Source organism: Paenibacillus sp. P4_A7 (assembly GCF_056402455.1).
Window position 1 is genome coordinate 47,436 of sequence record NZ_JBFUHJ010000006.1, and the last position, 26,043, is coordinate 73,478.

23 protein-coding genes and 1 riboswitch are annotated in these 26,043 nt (G+C 45.5%); of the genes, 22 read left to right on the forward strand and 1 reads right to left on the reverse strand.

Features of this window, described 5'->3' with window-relative positions:
- Positions 1 to 142: 142 nt before the first annotated feature.
- On the reverse strand, positions 143 to 1,060 hold the full coding sequence (locus tag AC1DWN_RS01930) for a helix-turn-helix domain-containing protein (RefSeq protein ID WP_477557262.1): 918 nt from the start codon (positions 1,058 to 1,060) through the stop codon (positions 143 to 145).
- Between the two features lie 62 nt (positions 1,061 to 1,122).
- Here AC1DWN_RS01930 and AC1DWN_RS01935 point away from each other — a divergent pair, with 62 nt between their 5' ends.
- From AC1DWN_RS01935 to AC1DWN_RS02040, 22 genes are all read left to right on the forward strand, one after another.
- Positions 1,123 to 1,359, forward strand: a complete 237-nt coding sequence (locus AC1DWN_RS01935) for a hypothetical protein (RefSeq protein WP_477557263.1) — start codon at positions 1,123 to 1,125, stop codon at positions 1,357 to 1,359.
- Positions 1,343 to 2,236: a Gfo/Idh/MocA family protein gene (locus tag AC1DWN_RS01940; protein ID WP_477557264.1), complete on the forward strand. Its 894-nt coding sequence runs from the start codon at positions 1,343 to 1,345 to the stop codon at positions 2,234 to 2,236. The genes AC1DWN_RS01935 and AC1DWN_RS01940 overlap by 17 nt, the downstream gene beginning before the upstream one ends.
- Positions 2,237 to 2,257: 21 nt before the next feature.
- The gene (locus AC1DWN_RS01945) at positions 2,258 to 3,313 is read left to right on the forward strand and encodes a Gfo/Idh/MocA family protein (RefSeq protein ID WP_477557265.1); all 1,056 of its coding nucleotides are present in this window, start codon (positions 2,258 to 2,260) and stop codon (positions 3,311 to 3,313) included.
- A complete protein-coding gene (locus AC1DWN_RS01950; RefSeq protein ID WP_477557266.1) occupies positions 3,310 to 4,176 on the forward strand; it encodes a sugar phosphate isomerase/epimerase family protein in 867 nt (288 codons plus the stop codon). The genes AC1DWN_RS01945 and AC1DWN_RS01950 overlap by 4 nt, the downstream gene beginning before the upstream one ends.
- A 253-nt stretch (positions 4,177 to 4,429) precedes the next feature.
- Positions 4,430 to 5,476, forward strand: coding sequence for a type I glyceraldehyde-3-phosphate dehydrogenase (gene gap / locus AC1DWN_RS01955; RefSeq protein WP_477557267.1), 1,047 nt, complete (start codon positions 4,430 to 4,432; stop codon positions 5,474 to 5,476).
- Positions 5,455 to 5,619: a hypothetical protein gene (locus AC1DWN_RS01960; RefSeq protein WP_477557268.1), complete on the forward strand. Its 165-nt coding sequence runs from the start codon at positions 5,455 to 5,457 to the stop codon at positions 5,617 to 5,619. The genes gap and AC1DWN_RS01960 overlap by 22 nt, the downstream gene beginning before the upstream one ends.
- Positions 5,616 to 8,285, forward strand: a complete 2,670-nt coding sequence (gene ppdK / locus AC1DWN_RS01965; protein ID WP_477557269.1) for a pyruvate, phosphate dikinase — start codon at positions 5,616 to 5,618, stop codon at positions 8,283 to 8,285. Before AC1DWN_RS01960 ends, ppdK begins: the two co-directional genes overlap by 4 nt.
- A 636-nt stretch (positions 8,286 to 8,921) precedes the next feature.
- Entirely contained in the window at positions 8,922 to 9,929 is a 1,008-nt protein-coding gene (locus AC1DWN_RS01970) for a hypothetical protein (protein WP_477557270.1), read from the forward strand.
- Positions 9,930 to 9,931: 2 nt separating this feature from the next.
- Positions 9,932 to 11,365, forward strand: coding sequence for an MBOAT family O-acyltransferase (locus AC1DWN_RS01975; RefSeq protein WP_477557271.1), 1,434 nt, complete (start codon positions 9,932 to 9,934; stop codon positions 11,363 to 11,365).
- Positions 11,366 to 11,954: 589 nt separating this feature from the next.
- Positions 11,955 to 12,737 carry a stage II sporulation protein R gene (spoIIR, locus tag AC1DWN_RS01980; protein WP_477557272.1) on the forward strand — a complete coding sequence of 261 codons (783 nt, stop codon included), beginning with the start codon at positions 11,955 to 11,957 and terminating at the stop codon, positions 12,735 to 12,737.
- Between the two features lie 179 nt (positions 12,738 to 12,916).
- Entirely contained in the window at positions 12,917 to 13,975 is a 1,059-nt protein-coding gene (locus tag AC1DWN_RS01985; protein ID WP_477557273.1) for an L-threonylcarbamoyladenylate synthase, read from the forward strand.
- 110 nt (positions 13,976 to 14,085) lie between these two features.
- Entirely contained in the window at positions 14,086 to 14,646 is a 561-nt protein-coding gene (locus AC1DWN_RS01990) for a manganese efflux pump MntP (protein ID WP_477557274.1), read from the forward strand.
- A 46-nt stretch (positions 14,647 to 14,692) separates the two neighbouring features.
- On the forward strand, positions 14,693 to 15,283 hold the full coding sequence (locus AC1DWN_RS01995) for a low molecular weight protein arginine phosphatase (protein WP_477557275.1): 591 nt from the start codon (positions 14,693 to 14,695) through the stop codon (positions 15,281 to 15,283).
- 71 nt (positions 15,284 to 15,354) lie between these two features.
- Positions 15,355 to 15,435, forward strand: a riboswitch (ZMP/ZTP riboswitch).
- 227 nt (positions 15,436 to 15,662) lie between these two features.
- Positions 15,663 to 16,103: a ribose 5-phosphate isomerase B gene (gene rpiB, locus AC1DWN_RS02000; RefSeq protein WP_477557276.1), complete on the forward strand. Its 441-nt coding sequence runs from the start codon at positions 15,663 to 15,665 to the stop codon at positions 16,101 to 16,103.
- Between the two features lie 54 nt (positions 16,104 to 16,157).
- A complete protein-coding gene (locus tag AC1DWN_RS02005; protein ID WP_477557277.1) occupies positions 16,158 to 16,763 on the forward strand; it encodes a TIGR01440 family protein in 606 nt (201 codons plus the stop codon).
- A gap of 75 nt (positions 16,764 to 16,838) precedes the next feature.
- Positions 16,839 to 18,086 (forward strand): serine hydroxymethyltransferase, encoded by a 1,248-nt coding sequence (locus tag AC1DWN_RS02010; RefSeq protein WP_477557278.1) that lies wholly within the window; start codon positions 16,839 to 16,841, stop codon positions 18,084 to 18,086.
- 852 nt (positions 18,087 to 18,938) lie between these two features.
- On the forward strand, positions 18,939 to 20,606 hold the full coding sequence (locus tag AC1DWN_RS02015) for a peptide ABC transporter substrate-binding protein (protein WP_477557279.1): 1,668 nt from the start codon (positions 18,939 to 18,941) through the stop codon (positions 20,604 to 20,606).
- Positions 20,607 to 20,784: 178 nt separating this feature from the next.
- Positions 20,785 to 21,723, forward strand: a complete 939-nt coding sequence (locus tag AC1DWN_RS02020; RefSeq protein WP_477557280.1) for an ABC transporter permease — start codon at positions 20,785 to 20,787, stop codon at positions 21,721 to 21,723.
- The gene (locus AC1DWN_RS02025; RefSeq protein ID WP_477557281.1) at positions 21,720 to 22,643 is read left to right on the forward strand and encodes an ABC transporter permease; all 924 of its coding nucleotides are present in this window, start codon (positions 21,720 to 21,722) and stop codon (positions 22,641 to 22,643) included. The genes AC1DWN_RS02020 and AC1DWN_RS02025 overlap by 4 nt, the downstream gene beginning before the upstream one ends.
- A gap of 13 nt (positions 22,644 to 22,656) precedes the next feature.
- Positions 22,657 to 23,655, forward strand: a complete 999-nt coding sequence (locus AC1DWN_RS02030; RefSeq protein WP_477557286.1) for an ABC transporter ATP-binding protein — start codon at positions 22,657 to 22,659, stop codon at positions 23,653 to 23,655.
- Positions 23,652 to 24,608 carry an ABC transporter ATP-binding protein gene (locus tag AC1DWN_RS02035; protein ID WP_477557282.1) on the forward strand — a complete coding sequence of 319 codons (957 nt, stop codon included), beginning with the start codon at positions 23,652 to 23,654 and terminating at the stop codon, positions 24,606 to 24,608. The genes AC1DWN_RS02030 and AC1DWN_RS02035 overlap by 4 nt, the downstream gene beginning before the upstream one ends.
- Before the next feature lie 297 nt (positions 24,609 to 24,905).
- Entirely contained in the window at positions 24,906 to 26,003 is a 1,098-nt protein-coding gene (locus tag AC1DWN_RS02040) for a glycine-rich domain-containing protein (protein ID WP_477557283.1), read from the forward strand.
- Positions 26,004 to 26,043: the final 40 nt, after the last annotated feature.

The following is a 26,043-nucleotide window of genomic DNA, read 5'->3' on the forward strand; positions in this document are numbered from 1 at the left end:
CCAATGTTTCAATAATTGAATGGTAACTGACGGACTAAAATTTGTAAATAAAAAATTTTATATTTGAGCCTTTATGTTAACCGTAATAAATCCGTAGCCTGATCGCATTACGATTATTTATCAATCAAGCCAGACTAACCTCCTACGCTTGTGCCTGCACCGTTTTGGAATACTCCGACGGCGACATGCCGGTTGCAAGCTTGAACTGGCGCGAGAAATAATGAAGGCTTTTATAGCCGAGCCGTTCGGCGATTTGCGTCATGTTGTACGTCTCCTCGCGGATGTGCAGCTTGGCCCGTTCGATCCTCAATCGCACGACGTATTCCATTACGCCGCAACCGGTATGGTTGCGGAATAAGGAGCGAAGATAGGACTTGCTAAGGGTGAATTCGGTGGATAACGTATCAAGAGATGGATGCTCTGGTAGGTGGGCGTCTAAGTATTTGACGATTCGATTGACGAGGTCGCACTGTCCTTTCTCCGCAGATACCGAAGAGAGCTTTGGCTTTGTCGTCTGATCTTGATTGCGGCGGATAAGTCGAATCAGCAGTGCCTCCAAGTAAATCTTAACGAGCTGCTCGGCGCCGAAATCCGGTTTATCCTTACGGGTGAGCGGATTAAACGGAACATCCGGCCTTGATTTGGTGGACGTCTTGTTGACCGGTAGAAGAAACAGCTTATCGGCTTCCTCCATAAGCAACGAGAGTTGTTGTCGTTCTTCGTTGCCGAGACGCAGCGTCTTATGCGTGAAAAATCGCATCGCTTCCGACTTGCAACCGAACGCAACGATAAACGTATTCGGCGGGGTTCTGCGGTTGCACTTCAGACTATGAAATTCGTTTGGTGAATAGAAGATCATGTCTCCTTGGATGAGATGGAAAGAAGCAAAATCGGTCGTAATCTCAACCTCGCCTTTGTCCACATATAGAAATTCCCAGAAGTTATGCTGTTCGCCGCTGTATACGAAGTCTTTATTAAATTCGTTGTAATGGATGGAGTAAATTTTATCGATCGAAATTTGCTCTTTCAGCTTGATAAACCGATAACGCGTTTTCCCCATACGCGACCTTCCTTTTAACGTTTTTGTATTTCGCACCTTCATAGTAAATTGGGCGATTTGATATGTCAATAAAAGTGCAAACGAATTACAAAAATGCAAATATAAAATCGTTTTGGCCAAAGCTTTTCATTCCGATGTGCCAGTATGATAACGGTGAGAACTGTTTTGAATCGATAGGAGGAGAGGGCTTTGGGGAAAATTCGTACAGCTGTCATAGGATTGAATATGGGGCTTGCCCACGCGCATGCATTCAAGAAGGCGGACCGTTCGGATTAGCGCTGGGTGGTCGATCTGGATGAGGGTAAAGCGGCGAAAACGGCGGAAGAGCTCGGTTGTAATTATACGACTGATTGGACGAAAATCCTGGATGATGTCGATGCCGTGAGTTTGTGCACTCCGCATCATCTACATGCGCCGCAAGCTCTTCAGGCGATCGCTGCCGGCAAACATGTCCTACTGGAAAAACCTCTCGCGAACTCTGAGGAAGATTGTCTCAGCATCATCGACGCCGCCGATCGTAATGGCGTGACGCTCATGATGGCCTATGTCGTTAGATACTTGCCTGCGATTCGGAAATTGAAGGAAGCGGTTGACAGCGGTAAGTACGGAAACCCGATCAGCGCGCAAGTTTGGGTGCAGGGCTTCTTGGAACCGATGCCGGGGTCATGGTTTGCCAGCAAAGAGAAGCTGGGCGGAGGCGTCTTGTTCAGCCACGGCTGCCATTACATCGACATCTTGTTGTACTTGCTAGGAGAGCCTGCAAGCGTTGCTCAATTCGGAACAAGGGTCGGAACGGAATGGATGGAGGGCGAAGGGACGTCTCATGGAATCATCCAATTCAAAAGCGGCGCGCTTGCCCATTTGGTCAGCAGTTGGGGAATGAAGTACACAAATCCGCCAGCCTTGTGCCAAATCCATTTGACGGAAGGCATGCTGCAATTGAGCAGAGATCTGTGGTCTGTTGAGGCCGTAACGGATAAGGGGACGACAACGTTGTTCGAGCGCTCGACGGAGCTAAAAATGAGTATCGATACGAATGTCGCGTTTGAAATCGATCACTTTCTGCAATGCATTGAATCTGGGAAACGGCCTGAAACGGACGGGAATGAAGCGCTAAGATCGCATCGGACGATCTGGGCGATGTCAAGTAGTATGGGAGTACAAGTGAGTTTATAAGACAAGAAGGAGAAGTGAGTGATGACTATAAAAGTAGGCATTATCGGCTGTGGGCTGATGGGATCCTTGCACGCACGGACATTGCATGCATTACCGGGAGTCGAAGTTGCAGCCGTTCACAACCGGACGCGTACTAAAGCCGAGGTGCTTGCAACCGAAGTTGGAGCTATCGTATACGATTCGTACGAGTCGTTGCTGGAACAGGATTTGGATGCGGTGTGGGTGGCGACCCCCGACCATCTGCATGTAGAAGCTTCTAAGGCGGTTCTGGAGTCGGGTAAGCATTTATTTCTAGAGAAGGCGATTGCCACCTCGATGGCCGATGCGGTCGAGATCGTTGAGGCGGGCATGAATCATCCGCATTTGAAAGCGATGGTCGGATATCCGCTTCGCTTCTCGCCCGTGTATAAAGCGATGAAGCAAGTCGTCTCGCGCGAGAGCTCCGGCAAACCGATTCAAGCTTGGTCGATGCGCACTCATTTTCTCGATCCGAATCAGCGGGTATACGATAAATACCGCGATCATTATTACGATACGCCGAGTTGGTATTTCGACGACGAAACTGCGAAAGGACCGATTTTCTCCCATGGATCTCACGATTACGATCTGTTTATGTGGATGTGCGGTGAGATCGAATCGGTTTTCGCTTACGGGGGAACGTACCTGCTTCCGCCGGGCAGCGTTGCGGATGCGTTTACCGTATCGCTTCGTTTCGCGAACGGAGGGATCGGACAGGTCAGCACGCCATGGGTGACCCGCGTCGAATATGATATCACGGGCGTGGCAACGGAGAAACTAACCGTGGTCAACAACAATGGGGAATTATTGGAGAAAGACGACGATGGGCCAGGACGGACTACGACCTTTGCAGACAATGACATGTGGGTTCGTCTGAACTCTCACTTTATCGAATGCATTCGCGACGATAAGCCGCCCCTTATCTCTCTGACGGACGGGTTGCGCGTCATTGCCGTATCTGAAGCGGCGTATCGCTCGCTCAAGGAGCGCAGGGAAGTGCAAGTTGATTACTCCGCCCTGGGAAGCGTGATACGGGCAGAAGGCAAGGCGCAGCCATGAAGCAGAAAGTTAAATTGGCGTGTATGACCTGGATATATAACGAGCATTCTTTCGAGCGGTCGTTGGAAAGCATCACTCGTGCCGGATACCGCTATGTATCGTTCGGCTTGCCTCATGAAGGTAAGCCGGCTTTCGACGACGGCGCGGCGGGAGAAGCCGCGAGAATCAACCGTTTGCTGGAGCGATACGGACTAGAACCGGTGACGCTTGTTAGCACGGACGTCTTGGCTCCTGGCCGTCCGATTGAACTAGCAAGGCAGCGAATGGCGTTCGCGCAAGCGATCGGCGCGCAGGAATTGCTGTCGCTCGGCACGACGAGTTACCGTAACTTTCCGAGTGAGCTGATAACGGATGAGGAGATGAAGCCGATAAACTCCGACTTTGCTGCAAAGTTTCGCGAAGTGGGCGAGGAAGCGGGCAAGCATGGACTCATCGTCACGATCAAACCGCATACGGGCAACACGGCGTCGGCGATCGTAATTGCCGATACGCTGCGAACGATCGGTTCACCGTATGTGAAGGCTTCTTACGATCCCGGCAACGTCCGTTTCTACGAAGGCATCGAGCCTTCTGACGATTTACCCCTCATCGCGGAGCAGACCGTATCGTTCATCGCGAAAGATCATAAGGGTGCACGCGCGGAGGCAAACTTTCCTATTATGGGAGAAGGAGACGCCAACTTCCCGGCCATGTTCGCAACGCTACGCGAAGCTGGCTTCGCCGGCCCCGTAATCGTGGAACGACTTGATGGCGCAGTCGGAATGTTCGGAGCCGGATTACTGTTCGACACGTTGGAAGAACGGGTGGCGGAGGCGCGGGTCATTCTTGAGCGGATGCTGCAAGAAGCCGGTTTCGAAACCTGAAAATAAGATTGATAGAGCTTTCCCGTAAGTAATTTCGGATGTTTTCGCACCCATTATCGCATATTTAATACGGAGACAGGAGTCACCCAAGGGTGGCTCTATTTTTTATTTATGATCAGGGATAGACACTTTATTACTCATAATTCAAATTATTCATTTTATATGACTCATAAATATTGAATAAAGTTACCTATTGATTTATTTATGACTCATAAATATAATTAGTACATAACATATAGAGGGGGATAAGCGATTGCGAGTTGGTCTCAGTGGAACAGGACGAATAGGCAGGTTATGTATTCGTAAAGCATTGTCGCTAAAGTCAAGAAATTTTGAATTGACTGTCATTAACACGACTTGCTCGATTCATACATTGGCACATTTACTTCAATACGATTCTGTTCATGGCAAATGGGATGCAGACATCGAGATCAATAAAGACCAATTAGTGATTAACGGCAATCGAATATCCATCGTATCGGAGAGAGATCCCAGTTTAATTCCTTGGAATGAGTATGGCGTTGAACTCGTCATCGACTCGACTGGAAAATTTACCGACCGTCTTGCGATGGAAAAACACTTGTCATCCGGAGCTCAAAGGGTGCTTTTAACATCACCAGGAAAAGATGTAGATTTGACAATCGTGATGGGGGTCAATGAGAAGCTGTACGATCCGTCAAGGCATCGATTGCTATCGGCTGCCTCGTGCACAACGAACTGTTTGGCACCGGTTCTAAATATTATGGATCATGCTTTCGGTGTGAAACGGGGATGGATGACTTCTGTACACGCCTATACCAACGATCAGAATCATATGGACAATCCACATAAAGATTTGCGTCGTGCGCGTTCCTGTACAAGTTCCATCATTCCAACTTCTACGGGAGTGAGTAAGGCTTTAATCGACGTACTTCCTGGGCTTGCTCCGCATATGAAAGGAATTTCTGTACGCGTTCCGACTCAAGATGTCTCTTTGTTGGATTTACAGCTTGTTTTAAAGAGCCCGGTACAGGTAGCGGATGTAAAGAAAGCCATTCAAACAGCGATTACTGGAGAGCTCGGCGCATACGTCGGTTATAACGAGCTGCCGTTGGTTTCTTCGGATTATATCGGTAATGATAAATCGGCTGTAGTTGATGGGCTAAGCATCATGATACAAGAGGATCAGGTGAAATTATTAGCTTGGTACGACAATGAATGGGCATATGCCAGTCGAGTCATCGATGTCACTCGTTTGATCGCGGAAGATGAAAGGCGGCATCTAAAAGGGGGAGAAAAATGCGTAATCAAGATGGCGTAACCAAAAATGAGTTAGGAATGGTCATTTGTAAGATATGCAATGAGGTTTTATATACCCTGCCGACGAACCGTCTAAAAAAGTTTTATGTCATTTGCAATAATGAGGAATGCTTAGGTAAGACTAAGGAGGACGATACAAAATGACAATGAAAATGGTATATTCTTTTGCCGAAGGAAACGCGAAAATGAAAGCTTTGCTGGGAGGTAAAGGTGCGAACTTAGCGGAAATGACTCGTACAGGTCTGCCCGTTCCTCCTGGTTTCACCATCACGACCGATGCATGTCACGCTTTCTTTCATTCTGGCAATCGAATAACAGATGATCTTCAAGTACAAATTAACTTCGGTTTGAAGCAGCTCGAAAGTGAGAAGGGTCAAAGGTTTGGCGACCCGTCTCATCCGCTCCTAATATCTGTTCGATCGGGATCGGTAACCTCTATGCCTGGTATGATGGACACGATTCTAAATCTGGGATTAAACGACGAGACGGTGGAAGGGTTAGCGGCATTAACCAATAATGATCGATTCGCTTATGATTGTTACCGACGGTTGATTCAGATGTTCGGCAGTGTCGTTATGGGCATTGAGGCCTTTCAGTTCGAGCGCCTCTTGAATCGAGTGAAAAAAAATCTCGGCATCCTGCAGGATCAAGAGGTTACTGCTGAGGGTTGGCTGCAGCTCATTTCCGAATACAAAAAGTGCGTAAAGCTGTATTCAGGAGTTGATTTCCCGCAAGATGTGCACGATCAGCTTACCTTGGCTGTGAAAGCAGTTTTCAAATCATGGCATAACCATCGGGCGCAAGTCTACCGTAAAATCAATCGTATTCCTGACGAACAAGGAACTGCTGTCAATGTGCAAAGTATGGTATTTGGCAATATGGGGGAAGATTGCGGTACTGGGGTCGTATTTACAAGGAACCCATCATCGGGTGACAATGCTGTGTTCGGTGAATATCTCATCAATGCTCAAGGCGAAGATGTAGTTGCAGGTGTGAGAACCCCGCAAACCATTGAGACATTAAAAGACAAACTGCCGGAAATGTATGACCAGCTTGATCGAGTGTGCAAGCAATTGGAACTGCATTACACGGATATGCAGGATATAGAGTTCACGGTTGAGAATGGGAAGTTGTACGTGCTTCAAACGAGAAATGGAAAACGTAATGCTCAAGCGGCATTAAAAATTGCCGTCGACCTCGTATCGGAAGGTGTGATTAGCCGTGAGGACGCCTTGCAAAGAATTGAAATTTCCCATCTCGACCAGCTGCTGCACAGGGGGATCGACGAAAGTGCAATTACTGACGTGATAGCAGTAGGACTGCCGGCTTCCCCAGGAGCCGCGATCGGTGTCGTCGCGTTTGATGCGGATACCGCAGATGAGTGGAATAAATCGGGTAAAAGGGTGATTTTGGTTCGTTCTGAAACGACGCCAGAAGATATTCATGGCGTACTTGCAGCCGAGGGCGTACTTACTAGCCGCGGAGGAATGACTAGCCACGCTGCAGTTGTGGCGCGAGGAATGGGTAAGCCTTGTGTGTGCGGTTGTGAAGGTGTGCATATTGATATGCAAGCAAAGCGGATGATTGCAGGTGAACGAATCATTGAAGAGGGTGACTGGATTACATTGGATGGGGTGAGCGGAAGGGTTATCCAAGGCGCCATCCCTCTAAAAGAGGCAACCGTGACGAATGAGCTTCTCGAGATCCTGCAATGGGCCGATGAAATCCGCAAATTACGTGTTTACGCTAATGCTGATAATCCAGAAGACGCGGAAATAGCGCGTGGCTTTGGAGCAGAGGGAATCGGATTGTGCCGGACGGAGCATATGTTCTTCGCTCCATCTCGTTTGACGGTGATGCAGAGAATGATTATGGCCGATTCGCTAGAGGAACGCAAGACGGCGCTGGATCAGCTTTTGCCTATGCAGCAATTCGATTTCGAGGGGATTTTTAAAGCTATGGACGGACTTCCTGTCACCGTTCGGCTTCTTGATCCGCCTTTACACGAATTTTTGCCGAATGTGAACGAGCTGCAGCACAAGCTTCAAAGTGCGGATTCAGACAAGGAAAGAGTACAGCTGCAGCAAATGATCCGCAAAGTTAATGCCCTGCATGAATCCAATCCGATGCTTGGTCATAGGGGCTGTAGATTGGGTATCGTTTACCCGGAAATCTACGATATGCAAATCGAGGCTATTTTCAGGGCAGCATCCGTATGTATGGATAGGGGAATTTTTGTACATCCGGAAATTATGATCCCTCTTGTCGGCGATGCGAGCGAGCTGAAAATATTGAGAGAGCTCGTAGATGAAGTGGCCGAACAAGTGCTCAGCGCGGACAAAAAAAGAGAATGCAGGTATAAGGTTGGGACTATGATCGAAGTGCCGCGTGCCGCCCTTACGGCTAAGCAAATCGCAGCTCATGCAGACTTTTTCTCTTTTGGTACCAATGATTTGACGCAAATGACTTTTGGCTACAGCAGGGATGACGCGGAGGGTAAATTTTTAGCACATTACCTGGACAAAAAACTTTTGCCCCATAATCCATTTCAAGTGCTTGACACTGAAGGGGTAGGCCAATTAATCGATCTTGCTGTGACAGCAGGACGCTCTTTGAAGCCATCACTGAAAACAGGAATTTGCGGGGAGCATGGAGGGGATAAGGATTCCATCGCTTTCTGCCACCAAACTGGACTGGATTATGTCAGCTGTTCCCCATATCGAATTCCGATGGCTAGAATTGCCGCCGCTCAAGCCGCGATTGAACATAATGGACAGGTAGAGAAGCAGGTGGAAGTAAAAGCAGTGTGATCCATTAATCGGATCGGTTACATTTTCGTTTGCTCCATATGGCTGAAAGCTGACACCGATATTCTATTGGTGTCAGCTTTTTCAGTTTAATCTGAATCCGTTCAAGCGTCTTACCGCTCCTTCTCCTAAAACCACCAACTTTGCATCTCCCCCCTTCCTATGTTCGCAACTTTTTCTGACTCAAATCAGTCTATGGTTAATATGGGTAAAAAAGGAGATTGGAGATGAATAAAACATATTTACTTAGATAACTTATAATAATCGTCTTTTTTAATTGGTCCAATTACGTTAGTAGGTATTTAATCCTGGCAAGTATGCTTATCTCTATGTTTGCAGTTGTTAATGTTGATTATGGGGATAAGTTTTCAAAAAATATAAGAAAATATTTAAACTTGGTTAAATGTATTAATCTATCAATAAACTCTGGATCAAATAGAAGAAATAGTTTATATTAGGACTGACTTATTAACGAAAAAGGGAGATTGCAGTTGTTATATGAATGATATACCGATAATAACCACGCGAAGTTCAAGGCCAAGAAAATACACCTACTCTATAATTAAAAAGAAGAGAAAAAGCTTACTCGGTCTAATTTTTGCATTGATTTTCTTCATCTTGTTCCAAGCGGCAATCAGCATGTACGTAAACCTGAACACCGTTTATAACTATCGAATCAACTATAATATGTTCTTAAAGGATCAACAATCGATTGAAGTTGTTATTGACGAAATAGCGAAAACGATTAAGAAGAAAAATCTATCGAATTATGTCATTTTAATAGGAAATTCAGTTGCTTGGGGCACGAACGAAAGCTCCGATCATTCAATGGGCCGTTACATGAGTGACCTCGCTATTAGTGAGGAAAAGGATAGCGTTCAAGCTATATTCAACTTATCTGCACCTTCCATGCAAGCAGGTGACGCATATACCTTACTGCTAATGCTTGATAAGAAAGGTATTAAGACAGATAACGTTATGATCGGACTGACCTACACGGCTTTCAATAATCGAGAAGCAGGACCGAGGGCGGTATTTTGGCTAGGAGATTACTTACGTAAGGAAGACCCAGAAGCTTTTTCTGAAGTATTGCCTCAATTGATTAAGAATGGCTACAAGTACAAGACGGGCTGGAAGAATGCCGAAGAAGAGCTTTTGGAAACAGTGTTTCATGAACTCCCAATTATAAAATACAAGGATGTCATTCCTGCCTACACGAAGCAAAAAGCAAAAGGAACGGATTTGCTAGGCAATCCAAAGCCTTGGTACGAGAAGACACAAACGGCGAAAAAACTGACTAGTCGTGACTATTTGAATTTCTTCAATCCTACTCCGTTTGATATGACGGAAGCTAACTGGGGCGTCTACTTCATGAACAGAATCATTGAGCATCAGGAAGGAAAGCGGACACTAGTGTTTGTAGCTGGCGGCAATGGAGAGTTATCGAAGAAAGAAATTAGTAATCCGGGCTATCAAAATAATTTGAAAAAGGTAGACAGCTATCTCGCAAGTAAACCCATTCAATATATTATGCTTGAGGGTCTTATTGACCAAAAGATGTTTACTGATCATGTTCATCTGACTAAGGATGGCTATCAACAGCTTGCCCGTTTGGTTTGGGATTGCTGGACGGGTAAGGAGGCGTAACTATGTTATTTAATTCACCGACATTTTTGCTTTATTTGGTCGTTGTTTTTGCATGCTATTATTTCTTCCCTAAGGCAAGGATGCTCGTGCTGGGAATAGCGAATGCTGTTTTTTACGCTTACGCAGGCGTCGGGTACTTCCTGTTGTTCGCTGCTGTTGTAGCCGTAGTCTACCTGATATCCAGATTTCTGAATGGGGCTAAAGGAAAGTGGGCTTTGGCGGGCGGTCTAACCGTTGTGCTTGGCAATTTGTTATTTTTCAAATATTCTATGTTCCTGCTCGAAAATATTGAGCGTGCTTTGGATATTCAATTATCGCTGCCGGGTACGAGTTTTGACGATCGAATGATTGCACTGCCGATCGGTATTTCTTTTTACTCCTTTCAGCTGATTGCTTATTTAGTTGATGTTTATCGGCGTAAGCTCGAGCCGAGTCGCTCTTTATTTGAATTCTGGGTATTTATTTCGCTTTTTGCGCATTCTGCTGCGGGACCTATTTTGCGAGGCAACGACTTTCTGCCTCAACTCCGTGGAATTCGTAATATTGCATTCCGCAATCCACAAATTAAACTGGGACTAGCATTTATTTTGCTTGGACTAGTTAAGAAGCTTGTTATTGTGGAACAGATAGCGCCATACGTTAATGAATATTTTAATCAGGCACAGACCTTGAACGGGGCAGAGGCGTGGATGGCCTCATATTTGTTCGCTTTCCAGATTTATTTCGACTTTTCCGCGTATAGTGAGATGGCGGTAGGGATCGGATATTTGCTGGGCTTAAGGCTGGATCTGAACTTTAAAACGCCATATCTCAGCTCTAACTCATCTGAGTTTTGGAAAAGATGGCATATCACGCTGTCCCAATGGATCAGAGATTACATTTTCATTCCGCTTGGCGGCTCTCGCGTAGCGAATTGGCGAATATATGTAAACATCATTGCAGCTATGGCGATTTCTGGCCTATGGCATGGTGCGGCATGGACATTTATTATTTGGGGTGTGTATCATGGACTGCTTTCGGCGGGACATCGCTTTTACGCGAAGCTTATAACACGATTTGGATTAAAGAAGGCTACAAAATCCTGGCTCTATAAGGGTATAGCTATCGGGATCTTCTTTCATCTTACGGTCATTGGCTGGGTGTTCTTCCGGGCAAATAGCTGGGGCGATTCGGTATTTCTTATTAAGCAGATGGTTACCCTGAATGGTCTACAGCTATCTTCGAAGGAGCTCATATTGCTGGCGGTCGCGGTGGGGCTATACTTGCTGCATATCATAGAATTTTACGCAGTATCGAACTTCCGCAAGCTATCGCTAGGCTGGCAGCTCAACGTTCCGGCAATCATACGCGGGTTCATATATGCAATAATTGCTACAGCGCTCTTCATGCAGCTGATGAAAGGCGAATCAAGCAGCTTTATTTACTTCCAATTCTAAAATAATCTCATGTAAACGCGGGCCCGAAGGAGGAAACTCCCTCGGGCCTTTTTTTTGATTGAGGCTCTCGTTATTTTTATTTTGCTGGATATTGCTTGATGCTTGATGCTTGATGCTTGAAGTACCATTTGCTGTTTTACAACGAAGCGGACATGGACTATTAAATGGATAAGTGAATAATTCTCTTCATAGTACGAGTAGTTAGCTTAGCTGGCTTGTAGTAGGTTTTGCATGTATTTTATCCAATCAAAATAAGCAATTAGTGCTGATAGATGAGTTTGATTGGATTTTGTACAGGCAAATCGACTAAAAAGGAGGTTACGAATGAAAAAGGGGAATTTGATTGGGTAATTTACAGTCTAATCCTACTTAAAAGCAATTAAGTGGGTTTTGACTGTACGAAATCCAATCAAATGGAGTGTTGATACAGTAGCAGTAGCTGCAGCAACACTAGCTATCCAATTTTTTCGAAGAATATTTAATAGATTACTAGGTTTATCTACTAGTTATAGCGGACATACTAACGGATAGATACGTTCCGGAACGCAAGCAGACGCACCGACGGGGGCGACGAGAGGGGCTTGTGTGTATGTCTAGCTATTATTCTAATCATTCTTTTTCCAATCATTCTTATTCTAATGTTGATCAGCCCGTTTTAGCTTATTCGGTTAGTCCCTATAAATTTCCTTACCGCAAATCCTATGGTTTTATTATCTTTGCTATTATTCTATTAATTATGAGCTGGGAAGCACAACAAATGGATACAGCGGTCGCAAGCGGCCAAATCCCGCAAGAAGCAATACGTCTACGTATATTAGCCAATTCCGATAGTCCCACAGATCAGCTTGTTAAGCGTATAGTAAGGGACGAGATCGTTAAAGCGATGAATGGCTTGGTGAGCGGACCTCAAACCATTGAGGAAGCTCGTCAGACGATAATCGCAAATATGCCAGAGATTGAACGGATTACATCACAGGTGCTGCAAAGCCGCGGCTTTGATTATGAATTTTCAGCAGAGCTTGGCATTGTCCCATTTCCAACCAAAATGTACGGCAATGAAGTATACCCAGCAGGTGATTATGAAGCGCTTCGAATAACGTTAGGTGAGGGCGCCGGTCAAAATTGGTGGTGTGTCTTATTTCCTCCTTTATGTTTTATTGATGCGGCATCAGGCGAGGCATCTGCATCTGCTGACGTTACAGCAACGGAGAAACAAACGCAGATAGACAAGGACGCAGAGAAGGTATCTACTGTAAAAACAGCAACAGCTGCAGACGAAGCTTCTTCAGAAGGGGAAGCGCCGAAAGCGAAGTTTTTTATTCTGGAACTCATTGAATCGTTTATCAATTGGATTAAATCGATATTTTCGTAAGCGTAAAAGGCAGTCGCCGCCCCCTGGCACCAAAGCATCTATAATCGTATGAAATGAAACGACATTCCCGTCATTATTTAAGATGACGTGGCTGTCGTTTCTGCTCGTTTTTGGACACCTATGCTATAATATTGGGTGAATGGACAATTTAACTAAGAAGCAAGGATTGAATAATAAAGATGACAATAACAAAAGTATGGCGTGTCGATCATACCGATGAAAAACTTACTTCCCAGCTGGAGGAAGCGGCTATGCTGTTGCGTGAGGGTGGGCTAGTCGCTTTTCCAACAGAGACCGTATACGGTCTTGGCGCAGATGCTAGAAATACAGATGCTGTGAAAGGGATATTCACCGCAAAAGGTCGTCCATCTGATAATCCGTTAATTGTGCATATTGCGCATCTAGGCCAATTAGATGAGCTAGTGCTGCCTTATCCGCAGCTGGCAAAGACGCTAATGGACACGTTTTGGCCTGGACCGCTCACTATCGTTTTGCCTGCGCGTCCAAATGTTCTTTCACATTTAGTTACAGCTGGACTCGCAACGGTTGGTGTGAGGATGCCGGATCATAGGGCGGCTTTAGAGTTAATAGAGTTGGCGGGTTGTCCAATCGCCGCACCAAGTGCGAATCGATCAGGAAGACCAAGCCCAACGCTTGCCGAGCATGTGCTGGAGGACTTGAATGGGCAAATTGACGGTGTAGTAGACAACGGTGCGACAGGCGTTGGCTTGGAGTCGACGGTTATTGAGCTGGAAGGTGATCATAGTATTCGGATTTTGCGGCCTGGCGGAATAACGCTGGAGGAGCTGCGTCTGGCAGTTCCAGCAGCAATAATCGAGAGCGCTGACTCCATTGAGATCGGAGCGGCACCTCGCTCTCCTGGTATGAAGTATACGCATTATGCGCCTCAAGGTGAGCTTCAGCTAGTGAAGGGTGAATCGGCTGCTGTCATTGCCTATATTCGAGAACAGGTAGAAGCTGCGCAATTACGCGGCGAATTGACTGGCGTACTTGCTTTCGAAGAGCGAATTGCCACTTACTCTGCGGATAGTGTTGTCTCATGCGGCAGTGAAGCGCAGCTAGAGGCAGCCGCACATCGCTTGTACGCTGCATTGCGAGAATTTGACGCAGCTGGCACGCAGCGTATTTGGGCGGAGTGCTGCAGCAAGCAGGGGATCGGTGTTGCCTTGATGAACCGGATGGAGAAGGCGGCCGGTAACCGAATTATAGAGGTGTAAGAGAACGTCCAGCAGCTAATGAACAGAGCTTGTATTAGCTTGAAGTATGTTTGTCCTCATGTCCGCATATGTTTGGTATAGAATACCTGCGGACATGGAGGAGATAGGCTTTGATTGATGCTCATTTACAAGTCGGACAGTTATTGACGCTGCTCATCATTGCGATTGCGCTTGGATTGGATGCTTTTTCATTGGGACTAGGAATTGGCCTAAAGGGCATTCGTCGGCTGGATATTTTAAAGCTTGGCGTCGTCATTGCATTATTCCATGTTATTATGCCTTTAGCTGGCATGATAGCCGGACAGTATGTTAGCGGCTTACTTGGTGATGTGGCAACTACGGCAGCAGGTGTTTTACTTGTATTGCTCGGAGGTCATATGATTTATAGCTCACTGCGAGGGGATATGGTTCAAACCTTTGATCACCGTTCATCTTGGGGCGTTATAGTGCTTGCTCTCAGCGTTAGCGTCGACTCCTTCTCTGTCGGAATTACGCTTGGCATGTTCGCGGCCAGTGTGTGGTTAACGGTATTGCTCTTTGGTTTTTTTGGAGGCTTAATGTCGGTAATAGGCTTGATGCTGGGACGTAGAGTGAGTGGTAATTTTGGTGAATATGGTGAGGCGTGCGGTGGGGCGATCTTGTTTATTTTTGGTGTATTATTTATTTTCTGAAAATAATTATAGACTGCGCTGAAATGCGGTAAAAGGAGCTGACAGTGTGAAACGTATATTGTTTGTCTGTACAGGTAATACATGTCGTTCGCCGATGGCGGAGGCGATGCTGCGCCGAATGGCTGCTGAGAAAGGGATTACGATTGGCATTCGCTCGGCAGGCGTATCTACTATAGATGGTCTGCCTGTCTCTGCCGGGGCGCTTGAAGCATTGCGGCTGCGTGATATTGATCACAAAGCATCCTCAAGAGCACTGACAAGCGAAGCGGTAACATGGGCGGACATCGTACTGACGATGACATCGGGCCACAAGCGTGGACTGCTGCAACGGTTTCCTGAGGCAGTGGACAAGGCGTATACCCTTATGGAGTTCACCCATCAGGATAAGCAGGTGCTAGCGGATATTGCGGAACTAGAACAGCTCTACACGGAGTTGCACATGAAGCAAGCACTTGGACAGCAGTTGACAGCTGCGGAGAGAAATCGGCTGCTAGAGCTGGAACGGCGCATACCTAGCTTTGATATAGCTGATCCTTTTGGCGGTTCACAGAATATATACAATAACAGTGCGGCTGAAATTGAAGGTGCGCTGGTACGGTTGCTGGACAAGCTACAGGCTCGGCAAGCAGGGCAATAGTCGGTTGCGTTTGCTAAGTGAATACCGATTGATTTTTTCTTGTGATTCAGCTATTATAAAAAGACAAATACGGTTTCTGATGTAACTGGCGACGGAAGTGGGTAACCACGATGGAGCATCAGAATATACGGCCGGTCGCCTGGGCAAAGAGCAGCATGCTAATAAGCATGTCTTGCTCTTTTTTCAATTATAAGAATTTATAAGTTTAAAACTTATAATATGCTTATAATTCAACGCGAAACTTTGCTTTGCCGCCAAGGACGGCGAGAGCCGTTTACGCTTGGTCTTTTTCTGTGAAAATAGGTATAATAACGTTGTGAGGTGCTCATCTTCAGAGATGAACATCAGTGTTTACGCCTAATTGAGGAGGTCTTTTACATTGAAAATTGCTATTGGAGCTGACCACGCAGGATATCGGTTGAAGGATGAGCTTGTTCCTTTTATTCAATCCCTTGGCCATGAAATAATGGACGTTGGATGCAGTTGTGATCAATCGGTCGATTACCCTGACTATGCGCTTCCTGTATGCGACCTAGTAAAGACAGGACAAGCAGAACGAGGAATTCTCATTTGTGGTACAGGAATTGGTATGTCCATCGCAGCGAACAAGGTAAAGGGCATTCGTTGCGCTCTTGTTCATGATATGTTCTCCGCGAAGGCGACACGAGAGCATAACGATACGAACGTATTGGCAATGGGAGAGCGAGTTATTGGTCCTGGTGTAGCACAAGAAATTATTCGTATCTGGCTAGAAACTCCGTTTTCGAACGGGGAGCGCCATATTGGACGAGTGAATAAAGTAATGAAAATCGAAGAATAGTCTGTACTTCCCAAGGTGGATATGATTGTAACTATGCGGAGGAGTTGAATCGGTTTGAGCAACAACAACGATTTGCATTTGGACAACATCGCCTCCGAGGTAGAGACGATCGTTCGTGAGCTAGTTAAAGCTGGCGGACTTACAATGGGTCAATTACTTGTAATTGGTGTAAGTACTAGTGAAGTGCTAGGGCATCGAATTGGTACGGCGGGTGCTGTGGAGACGGCGGCACAAATATATGCCGGTGTTGAAGCAGTCCGAAGTGAGGTTGGATTTATTCCGGTATTTCAATGCTGTGAGCATTTAAATCGTGCTCTCGTTATGGAACGAGCTGCCGCTGAACGCTATGGGCTTGAAATTGTAGGTGCGGTTCCTGTTCCGAAGGCGGGCGGGTCGATGGCTGCTTTTGCCTACCGGCAAATAGAGCATCCTTGCTTAACGGAGACCGTTCAAGCGCATGCTGGTATCGACATAGGTGATACATTTATAGGCATGCACCTAAAGCGGGTCGCGGTACCAGTGCGGCCGTCTATTCGTCAAATTGGCAAAGCTCACGTAACGATGGCTGTTACGAGACCGAAACTGATTGGCGGTACGCGTGCAGTGTACGAGTTGGATTCCAACCTTACACAGGGGCAATCTGCCGGTACATGCGAATAAAAAATGGAGTTTAAAGCTAGTTGAAGTAATGAACAATCATATAGAATCACACCCACTACGAGGAGGAATTTTATTATGGAAAACTTACGTAAACAAGATCCTGAAGTACTAAAGGCGATGGGTCTAGAACTTACACGCCAACGCGACAACATTGAGCTTATCGCTTCAGAGAATATCGTTAGCGAAGCAGTATTGGAAGCAATGGGCAGTGTTTTGACAAATAAATATGCAGAAGGCTACCCAGGCAAACGTTTCTACGGCGGTTGTGAGCATGTTGATATCGTTGAGGATATCGCACGTAACCGTGCAAAGGAACTATTCGGAGCTGAGCATGCGAATGTTCAACCGCACTCAGGCGCACAAGCAAATATGGCTGTTTACCTTGCAGCTTTGCAGCCTGGCGACACGGTTCTTGGTATGAACCTGGCTCACGGCGGTCACTTGACGCACGGTAGCCCAGTTAATGCTTCCGGCTTGCTGTACAACTTCGTTGCGTATGGCGTGCAAGAGGATTCTTTTACAATTGATTATGAAGAAGTTCGTAAGCTTGCGTTCAAGCACCGTCCTCGTTTGATCGTGGCAGGCGCTAGTGCTTACCCGCGTACGATTGATTTCGAAAAGCTTGGCAAAATTGCTACTGATGTAGGCGCATTGTTCATGGTTGATATGGCTCATATCGCTGGTCTTGTAGCTGCAGGCTTGCACCCGAACCCAGTACCGCACGCACATTTCGTAACGACTACAACTCACAAAACGCTTCGCGGTCCTCGCGGCGGTATGATTCTTTGTCGCCAGCCATGGGCAGCAGCTATTGATAAAGCTGTATTCCCAGGATCACAAGGTGGCCCTTTGATGCATATTATCGCAGCAAAAGCAGTTGCTTTCGGCGAAGCTCTTCAACCGGAATTCAAGCAATATGCAACACAAGTTGTGAAAAACGCAAAGGTTCTTTCCGAAGAGCTGCTTGCTAAAGGCTTTAACATCGTGTCCGGCGGTACAGATAATCACTTGATGCTGCTTGATACTCGCAGCCTGAACATTACTGGTAAAGCAGCTGAGCATGTACTTGACGAAGTGGGCATTACTGTTAATAAAAACGCAATTCCATTCGATCCTACAAGCCCGTTCGTGACATCAGGTATCCGTCTGGGTACGCCTGCTGYAACGGCTCGCGGCATGAATGAGGATGCTATGAAGGTCATTGCTGAAGTAATTGCACTTGTTCTAAACAATCCGCAGGATCAAGAAGTGCTTGCTAAAGCTCGCGGTATGGTTCGTGATCTGACTGCTCAATACCCGCTTTACCCAACTATGACTTACTAATTAACTAGGGTACCATAATCATAAAAGACTCATAAGGTGACCTATTTCGGCTTAAATGCCGAATGGGTCTTTTTTGCGTTAAGGGTATAAAATTACAGGTATTCATGCACTCTAATTACAAGTATTTAATAGTGATGTCGCAGCTCATGTTTGGCTAAGTTTTGGATAAAAAGATGAGCATTTCATTCTAACTAATGAGCCTATAAAAGCCTTCTCGCTTGGAAACTGTCATGAGATTGCAATAAATCACAATCCAGTGCACAAGTGCCCCTGAATGCAGCGGAAGCCTATAAATTCATGAAGAATTTATGGCTTTTTCAAGCYATTTTTAAGTAATCTCAGATTCCAGAAATCACTAAGTGAACTCGTAAATTATATAATTGACATTAATTTAACGAAAAAAGAATAATAAACTTTTTAATAAATAAATAATAATAAACCAAATCTCAACTGGAAATATCTGTTACACTTCTTCGTAATTTTACTTAATTATACATTTAAAAGAACCTATAAACAATATTTTATTAACTGTAAATGGGTATTGACTTGCTATAAGATCAAATTAATGAATTTGAATTTTAAACTAATTTATACTATTATATCCATTTTACTATTATATAAAAATTAATCCAATTATTACTCTGTTAATAAACGCTGTAAAGCGTTAGTGCAACAAATTAATGTAACGAATAAACGCTTGAAATCACTAAAGCAATGAGAATATAACCTTTTAACACATAAATTTACAGCTTACATTATGTTGATAAAAAATTAACATGGTTGTATAGTAAAAAAATATTGTTAAGAATTTATTGTGGTAAGACCAGAATCAAACAAAATAGGAGGATCTAAATGAAAACAAGAAAGTCAGCTTTTTCATTTATTGCTGCGATACTTATTTTTTCATTAGTTGCAGCAGGTTGTACGCCGAAGACAGAAACAGGCAACAACGGTAACAATGGCGGTTCCAATGGTGCAGGTTCTGAAGCAAAAGCATTCAGAATGAACATTCACTCAGAGCCATCATCTCTTGACCCGGCTTTGATGGAGGACAACGTGTCTGGTACATTAGCAACTGGTATCTACGAAGGTCTTACTCGTAAAAACGAGAATGGCGAGATCATTCCTGCAACGGCTGAGAAGTTTGAAAAGTCCGAAGATGGATTAACGTACACATTTAAAATCCGTAAGGATGCTAAATGGAGCAACGGAGATCCGGTTACAGCTAATGACTACGAGTACTCATGGAAGCGTGCTTTAGATCCAAATGTAGGTTCGACTTACGCATATCAATTCTATTACATCGTTGGAGCGCAAGATTACAATGAGGGTAAAGTTAAAAATGCTGATGGCGTTGGAATTAAATCGCTTGATGCACAAACACTAGAGGTTAAGCTGAACTCGCCAACTCCTTATTTCTTGAGCTTAACATCTTTCTATACGTACAACCCTGTACATCAATCAGTTAAGGACAACGATGCTTGGGCTGCAGACGCGAAAACAATTATCGGTAATGGTCCATTCAAAATGAGTGAATGGAAGCATAATACATCCATCAAGCTAACGCCAAATGAGCATTACTATGCGAAGGATGAAATTAAGCTTTCAGGCGTTGAGTTCAGTATGATTTCTGATTCCGCTACGGAATTGGCTAACTATGAGACAGGTGCGCTTGATTATACAGGTAAGCCAACTGGTGAGATTCCATCCGAGCAAATTCCAGTGCTTAAGGAATCAAAGAAGGATGAATTCTTCACAAAAGGTATTGCTAGCTCTTACTATTACGAATTTAATACAGCGGAAGTCCCTTTCAACAACGTAAAAGTTCGTAAAGCGCTTGCGATGGCATTTGATCGTCAAGCCATTGTTGAAAGTGTAACGATGGCCGGTGAGGTACCATCGTTCGGCTTTGTGCCACCAGGTATTTTAGGGTTGAATGCAGACTACCGTACTGAAGTGAAGGATGATTACTTCAAGGAAGATGTTGCAGAAGCGAAGAAGCTACTTGCTGAAGGCTTAGCTGAGCTGAAGCTAACTGAGTTCCCTAAAGTAACGCTCACATTTAATACAAGCGACGGTCACAAGAAGATTGCGGAAGCAATCGTTGAAATGTGGCGTCAAAACCTAGGTATCGAGGTTGGTATCGAGAACCAAGAATTTGCGGTTTTGCTTAAAAACCGTGCTTCGAAGAACTTCCAAATCTCACGCGCAGGCTGGGGAGCTGATTATAACGATCCAATGACGTACTTGGATATGTTCGTTTCGAATGGCGGACAGAACAATACTAGCTTCTCGTCACCTGAATACGATGAGCTGATTAAGAAAGCAAATGCAAGCGGAGATCAGAAAGAGCGTATGGAGGCTATGACACAGGCAGAGAAAATTCTAATGGATTACTTGCCGATTATACCGATTTATTACTACAGCAATGTATACATGCTGAAACCGGGCTTCAAGAATATATTCATGGATTACAAAGGTGATATTGACTATACAAGAGGCTATTACGAAGCGAAATAGTTGTCCTATGAGCACCTGAAGCTAGGGATATATGCGGGGGCCGCATATATCCCTTTCTTTTTAAAGAAAAGTTGGATGCGCTCTTAAGTTTGTCTTTATTACCGCGAAACGAGCTTTTGCAGCAAGAGGACGGCGTCAGCTGTTTACGTATTTATTTTACTAGGAGGTGTCCATTGCGTTGCTAAAATATGTTTCCAAGAAGCTTCTTTCCATGCTTGCTTCATTGTTTGTACTTGCGTCGGCCACCTTCTTTCTTATGAAACTCATTCCTGGTGACCCCTTTATGAGGGAGAAAGCGATCCCTGAGAAGATCAGAGAAAAGCTCTTTGAAATGTATGGCCTTGATCTACCGGTGTGGAAGCAATATTTGATGTATTTGAACAACTTGCTTCACGGTGATTTAGGAATGTCTATGAAGCAGCAGTATATGTCGGTCACGCGAATTATTCAAGAGAGCTTTATTTATTCTGTACAAATCGGTCTTTTTGCTATTATTTTGTCGCTGGCGGCAGGCCTTATTCTAGGAATAATCGCGGCGCTTAATCATCGTAAATGGTTGGATAGCGCTACCATTATTATTGCCGTGCTAGGGGTTTCCATTCCCAACTTTCTCGCGGCATCGATATTGCAGTATGTGTTTGCTAGTAAGTTGCGTTGGTTCAGTGTATCTGGTCTCAATGACCCTACTGACTTTATTTTGCCAGTGCTCGCTCTATCCTTCTTGCCAGCAGCATTCATTGCGCGTTTGACGCGTTCTACTATGTTAGAGGTGCTGTCTGCTGACTACATTAAGACGGCTCGAGCCAAAGGGCTCAGCGGCCGTGTTATTTTGATAAGACATGCTTTACGCAACTCGATTTTGCCGGTAGTTACTTATATCGGTCCAATGACAGCAAATATTATCACAGGCTCTGTTGTAGTTGAGCAAATCTTCGGTATTGGCGGAATTGGGAAATATTTTGTCCAAAGTATTACTAATCGTGACTATACGCTCATAATGGGGCTTACTTTATTTTATGGAATTCTGTTAATGTTTGCGCGGTTTTTAACCGACGTTGCCTATGGCTTTGTCGATCCGAGAATCAGACTTGCCAGAGGGAAGGGGGGGAAAGGGTGAAGGATAAGACATTAACGCCTGATCAATTTGCCAAGCTTGGCAACGATGAGAAGCAGTCTGAAGTAATCGTGCGTGAGAGTATATCCGCTTGGAAGGATGCATGGCTGAGACTTCGTTCCAACAAAATAGCGATGGCCAGCTTAATCATTCTTTTAATCGTTTCCCTCATGGCGATTTTTGGCCCAATTATTTCCGAGCAGGATTTTCGAACGAATCACCTGAAGGAAAAAAATCTCGCTCCAAACGCTACCTATTGGTTTGGTACAGATGATCTTGGACGAGATCTATTCACAAGAACCTGGATGGGTGCGGGTATCTCTTTGCAGGTTGGTTTATATGCAGCTCTTGCCGATTTGGTGCTTGGCATTATTATAGGCGGGATTATGGGTTATTTCGGCGGTCGCGTCGATGAGATTTTGAATCGGTTTTGTGAAATTTTGTATTCCATTCCAAGTATGCTGATCGTTATCTTGTTAATTGTTGTTATGAATCCAAGTATGTTCACTATCGTACTTGCCCTCAGTATAACGGGGTGGATTAGTATGGCATGGATTGTACGTGGTCAAATTATGCAGCTAAAAAATCAAGAGTACGTGATGGCTGCCCAGGCACTTGGCGCGAGTACTGGCCGTATTCTGTTCAGACATTTAATTCCCAATGCAATGGGGCCGATTATCGTTACATTGACATTGACAGTGCCGAGCGCGATTTTTGCGGAAGCTTTCCTAAGCTTCTTGGGTCTAGGAGTACAATCTCCTGCGGCATCCTTGGGTACGATGATCAACGATGCGATTAAGGCGTGGACATTATATCCGTGGAGAATGGTCTTCCCTGCGGCAGTTATAAGTATTACAATGCTATGTTTTAATATTTTTGGCGATGGTCTGAGAGATGCGCTTGATCCGAAAATGAAGAAGTAGGAGGTGGACAATGATGGAGAAGCTAATTGAAGTGAAAGACCTTCGTGTGAATTTCAAAGTTCGCGGAGGCGTCGTCAAGGCGGTTCGTGGTGTTAATTTTCATGTCAATAAAGGCGAGACTGTTGCAATTGTTGGGGAGTCAGGCTGTGGCAAGAGTGTAACGGCGCAGTCGCTCATGCGCCTCATTCCATCGCCTCCGGCTGAGACGAGCGGATCGATTCTCTTTCAGGGCAAAGAAATTTTGAAAATGTCTAAAGGAGAAATGGAAAACATCCGCGGCAAGGAAATGGGGATGATTTTTCAAGATCCAATGACCTCACTTAATCCGACGCTCACAATCGGTCGACAAATTACAGAAGGCTTGATCAAGCATCAAGGGATGAACGGCACGAAAGCGCGTGAACGAGCGGTTGAAATGCTTGAGCTTGTAGGCATCCCGAACGCTTCGTCGCGGTTTGATCAATACCCGCATCAGTTCTCAGGCGGAATGCGTCAGAGAGCAATGATCGCTATTGCGCTTGCATGTAACCCATCGCTGCTAATAGCAGATGAGCCGACGACGGCGCTTGATGTTACGATTCAGGCTCAAATTATGAGAGTCATGAAAGACTTGCAGCAAAAGCTCGGCACTTCTATCATTCTTATTACGCATGACTTAGGCGTTGTAGCGGATATGTGTGACCGCGTCATTGTAATGTACGCAGGCAAGGTTGTTGAGACGGGAACGAAATGGGAAATATTCAAAAATCCGAAGCATCCATATACGAGAGGATTACTGCGTTCAGTACCGCGGTTAGACCAACCGAAGGACGAGCCGCTTGTGCCGATTTACGGTATGCCGCCAGATTTGATTAAACCTCCAGCTGGCTGCAGCTTCTGCGCTCGCTGCGATGAAGCGATGCGGGTTTGTGTCGATAATGATCCTGAATTGCTGCCGGTGGATGGCAATGAGGCGCATGCTTCTGCTTGCTGGCTAGCGCATCCTTATGCGAAACAGGGGGTGTCAGTATGAGTGCACCGTTAATTGAGGTGAATAACCTTACCAAGTTTTTCGACCTGGGCGGAGGAACAACGCTCAAGGCGGTAAATGATATAAGCTTTGCTATTCAAAAAGGTGAAACGGTTGGTGTGGTTGGTGAATCCGGCTGTGGGAAATCTACGGCAGGCCGCACGATCATGCGGCTCTATGAGCCGACTAGCGGAGGAGTCTCCTTCGAAGGTCAGGACATCTACAAGCTTAAGGGCTCTAAGCTAAAAGGATTACGCCGCGATATGCAAATGATATTCCAAGATCCATATGCATCGCTTAACCCGCGTATGACGGTAATGGATATCATTGGTGAAGCGCTCGATATTCATAAGCTAGCGTCTAGCCGCAAGGAACGTAAGCATAAGGTTGAAAATCTGCTTGATCTGGTTGGTCTTAATCCCGATCATGCTACACGTTATCCGCATGAGTTCTCAGGTGGTCAGCGTCAGCGGATCGGCATTGCCAGAGCACTTGCGGTTGATCCTAAATTTATTATTGCGGATGAGCCGATCTCAGCGCTTGACGTTTCCATTCAAGCGCAGGTCGTCAACTTGTTGCAGGATTTGCAGCGCAAAATGGGCTTGACCTACTTGTTTATCGCGCATGACCTATCTATGGTTAAGCATATCAGCGACCGTGTAGCGGTTATGTATCTTGGCAAAATCGTAGAGCTTGCAGAAAGCAGCGAACTTTACGCTAATCCGGCACATCCGTATACACGTGCGCTTCTGTCGGCAATTCCGATCCCTGATCCGGAGATCGAAGAGTCGCGTGATCGCATTGTGCTTACCGGTGATTTGCCTAGTCCAATCAAACCTCCTTCCGGCTGCCAATTTCACACTCGTTGCCCGATTGCAACGAACAAGTGCAAAGTGGACGAGCCTAAGTTGCTGGACGTGAAGAAGAATCATTTCGCAGCTTGTCATTATGCTTAACAAATAGATGGAATAACAAACAAGCCGAGAGGGGTCGTTGCGATCCTCTCGGCTTGTTTTCATTGGCGAGCATTAAACATATCTTAGCAGCAAAAGAACTTACGCCGCCAAAGACGGGCAAGTCCGTTTATACTTGTGTGTATCTGAAACAAGTCCTGATGGCTGCGGAATAAGAGTGCTTAGTAGAGTTGAATAGAAATACATTGTTGCTTTGTTTGGATAACAATTGAACTAACAACTAAAGATCACGGATACGTGGTAATATGTGACTATGACAGTGATTTTAAGGAGGATTTTATGATTCAATATTTACCATTATTGTTGATTGCTTTTTTTGTTGTCATAGTCGTAACTGCTGCTGTTAAGTCGAGAATATCTAACCGAAGCGCTAACCGTAAGGGCAGTCGTGGAAGGAGCTCCTTTGGAAAAACGAGCGGGTTCGCTATGTGGCCCAAAGCTAAGCTTCCCGCTGCATTAGGTGTTCCTTACGATCATCCCGCTCGCGCAGCGGCTGAGAGGCTGGAAGCCGCGCTTGGGCTAGATTTTGAGAGCCGAGTAAAAGATCGTGTGTTGAAGGAGTATCCGCGAATCACCGATAAGGTATGGGATTGGACTTGGTTTGAGCTTAAGCGTTATTTTTTGATGTGCGGTATATTGCGCGGTGTGCCGATGTATAGCTCTCCAGCGGATGCAGTGTGGCATGAGATGCTCATGTTCAYCAGAGAGTATGAGCAGTTCTGCTCCAGCTTCTGCGGAGAAATGATACACCACGCGCCTCACGCGCCAGGCGTTCAATCGGAGCAAGGAGAGCGGGCGTGGTTCGATTGGGCATATGGAGAGTTGTTCACTCAGGCTCCTGCCAGCGGGAGGATATGGGGAGCGTTCTACCGGACTAAGATGCCGCAGCATAGGCTTACGGCTCTCGCTAATTGGAACGAGGCCGAAATACGCGAGCAATGGTTTAATGCCAAAACAACAGCGCGTTATGCAGACTTAAGCAATACGGCAGACTATCTGATTGATCGTGCTCAATCACAGCTGCTTGCTACTAAGGAGAGCGGATCTTCATATGGCGGCAATATCCGGACAAAACGAAGCTACGGCTATGAGCCTGCTGTCGGTGCTACCGGTATGCTGTCGGGCTTGCTGATTTATCATTCTCTGTCTAATTCAAATGATTTTGTGAGGCAAATGGATCAAGTACAAACAGCGGAGCAGCGAAAAGCGAACGATAGCGGTGGTTCAACCTATGGCTGCAGTGGTTCTATAGGTGACGGAAGAAATGATGATAGAGGAGGGAATGACGGCCATTCAGGCAGTGATTCTTCAGGCGGAGGAGATAGTGGCGGCTCGTCATGTGGATCTTCGTGCGGCGGGGGCGGCTGCAGCAGCTAAGAATGATATTATGCTAACTGCCTCATACTAACTTTATAAG

What these genes read in the sequence shown, in the direction of transcription:
- AC1DWN_RS01930 (WP_477557262.1), bottom strand. Translation starts at nt 1,060, where the DNA reads ATGGGGAAAACGCGTTATCGGTTTATCAAGCTGAAAGAGCAAATTTCG.
- AC1DWN_RS01935 (WP_477557263.1), top strand. Translation starts at nt 1,123, where the DNA reads ATGTCAATAAAAGTGCAAACGAATTACAAAAATGCAAATATAAAATCG.
- AC1DWN_RS01945 (WP_477557265.1), top strand. Translation starts at nt 2,258, where the DNA reads ATGACTATAAAAGTAGGCATTATCGGCTGTGGGCTGATGGGATCCTTG.
- AC1DWN_RS01950 (WP_477557266.1), top strand. Translation starts at nt 3,310, where the DNA reads ATGAAGCAGAAAGTTAAATTGGCGTGTATGACCTGGATATATAACGAG.
- AC1DWN_RS01960 (WP_477557268.1), top strand. Translation starts at nt 5,455, where the DNA reads ATGCGTAATCAAGATGGCGTAACCAAAAATGAGTTAGGAATGGTCATT.
- ppdK (WP_477557269.1), top strand. Translation starts at nt 5,616, where the DNA reads ATGACAATGAAAATGGTATATTCTTTTGCCGAAGGAAACGCGAAAATG.
- AC1DWN_RS01970 (WP_477557270.1), top strand. Translation starts at nt 8,922, where the DNA reads ATGTACGTAAACCTGAACACCGTTTATAACTATCGAATCAACTATAAT.
- AC1DWN_RS01975 (WP_477557271.1), top strand. Translation starts at nt 9,932, where the DNA reads ATGTTATTTAATTCACCGACATTTTTGCTTTATTTGGTCGTTGTTTTT.
- spoIIR (WP_477557272.1), top strand. Translation starts at nt 11,955, where the DNA reads ATGTCTAGCTATTATTCTAATCATTCTTTTTCCAATCATTCTTATTCT.
- AC1DWN_RS01985 (WP_477557273.1), top strand. Translation starts at nt 12,917, where the DNA reads ATGACAATAACAAAAGTATGGCGTGTCGATCATACCGATGAAAAACTT.
- AC1DWN_RS02015 (WP_477557279.1), top strand. Translation starts at nt 18,939, where the DNA reads ATGAAAACAAGAAAGTCAGCTTTTTCATTTATTGCTGCGATACTTATT.
- AC1DWN_RS02030 (WP_477557286.1), top strand. Translation starts at nt 22,657, where the DNA reads ATGGAGAAGCTAATTGAAGTGAAAGACCTTCGTGTGAATTTCAAAGTT.
- AC1DWN_RS02035 (WP_477557282.1), top strand. Translation starts at nt 23,652, where the DNA reads ATGAGTGCACCGTTAATTGAGGTGAATAACCTTACCAAGTTTTTCGAC.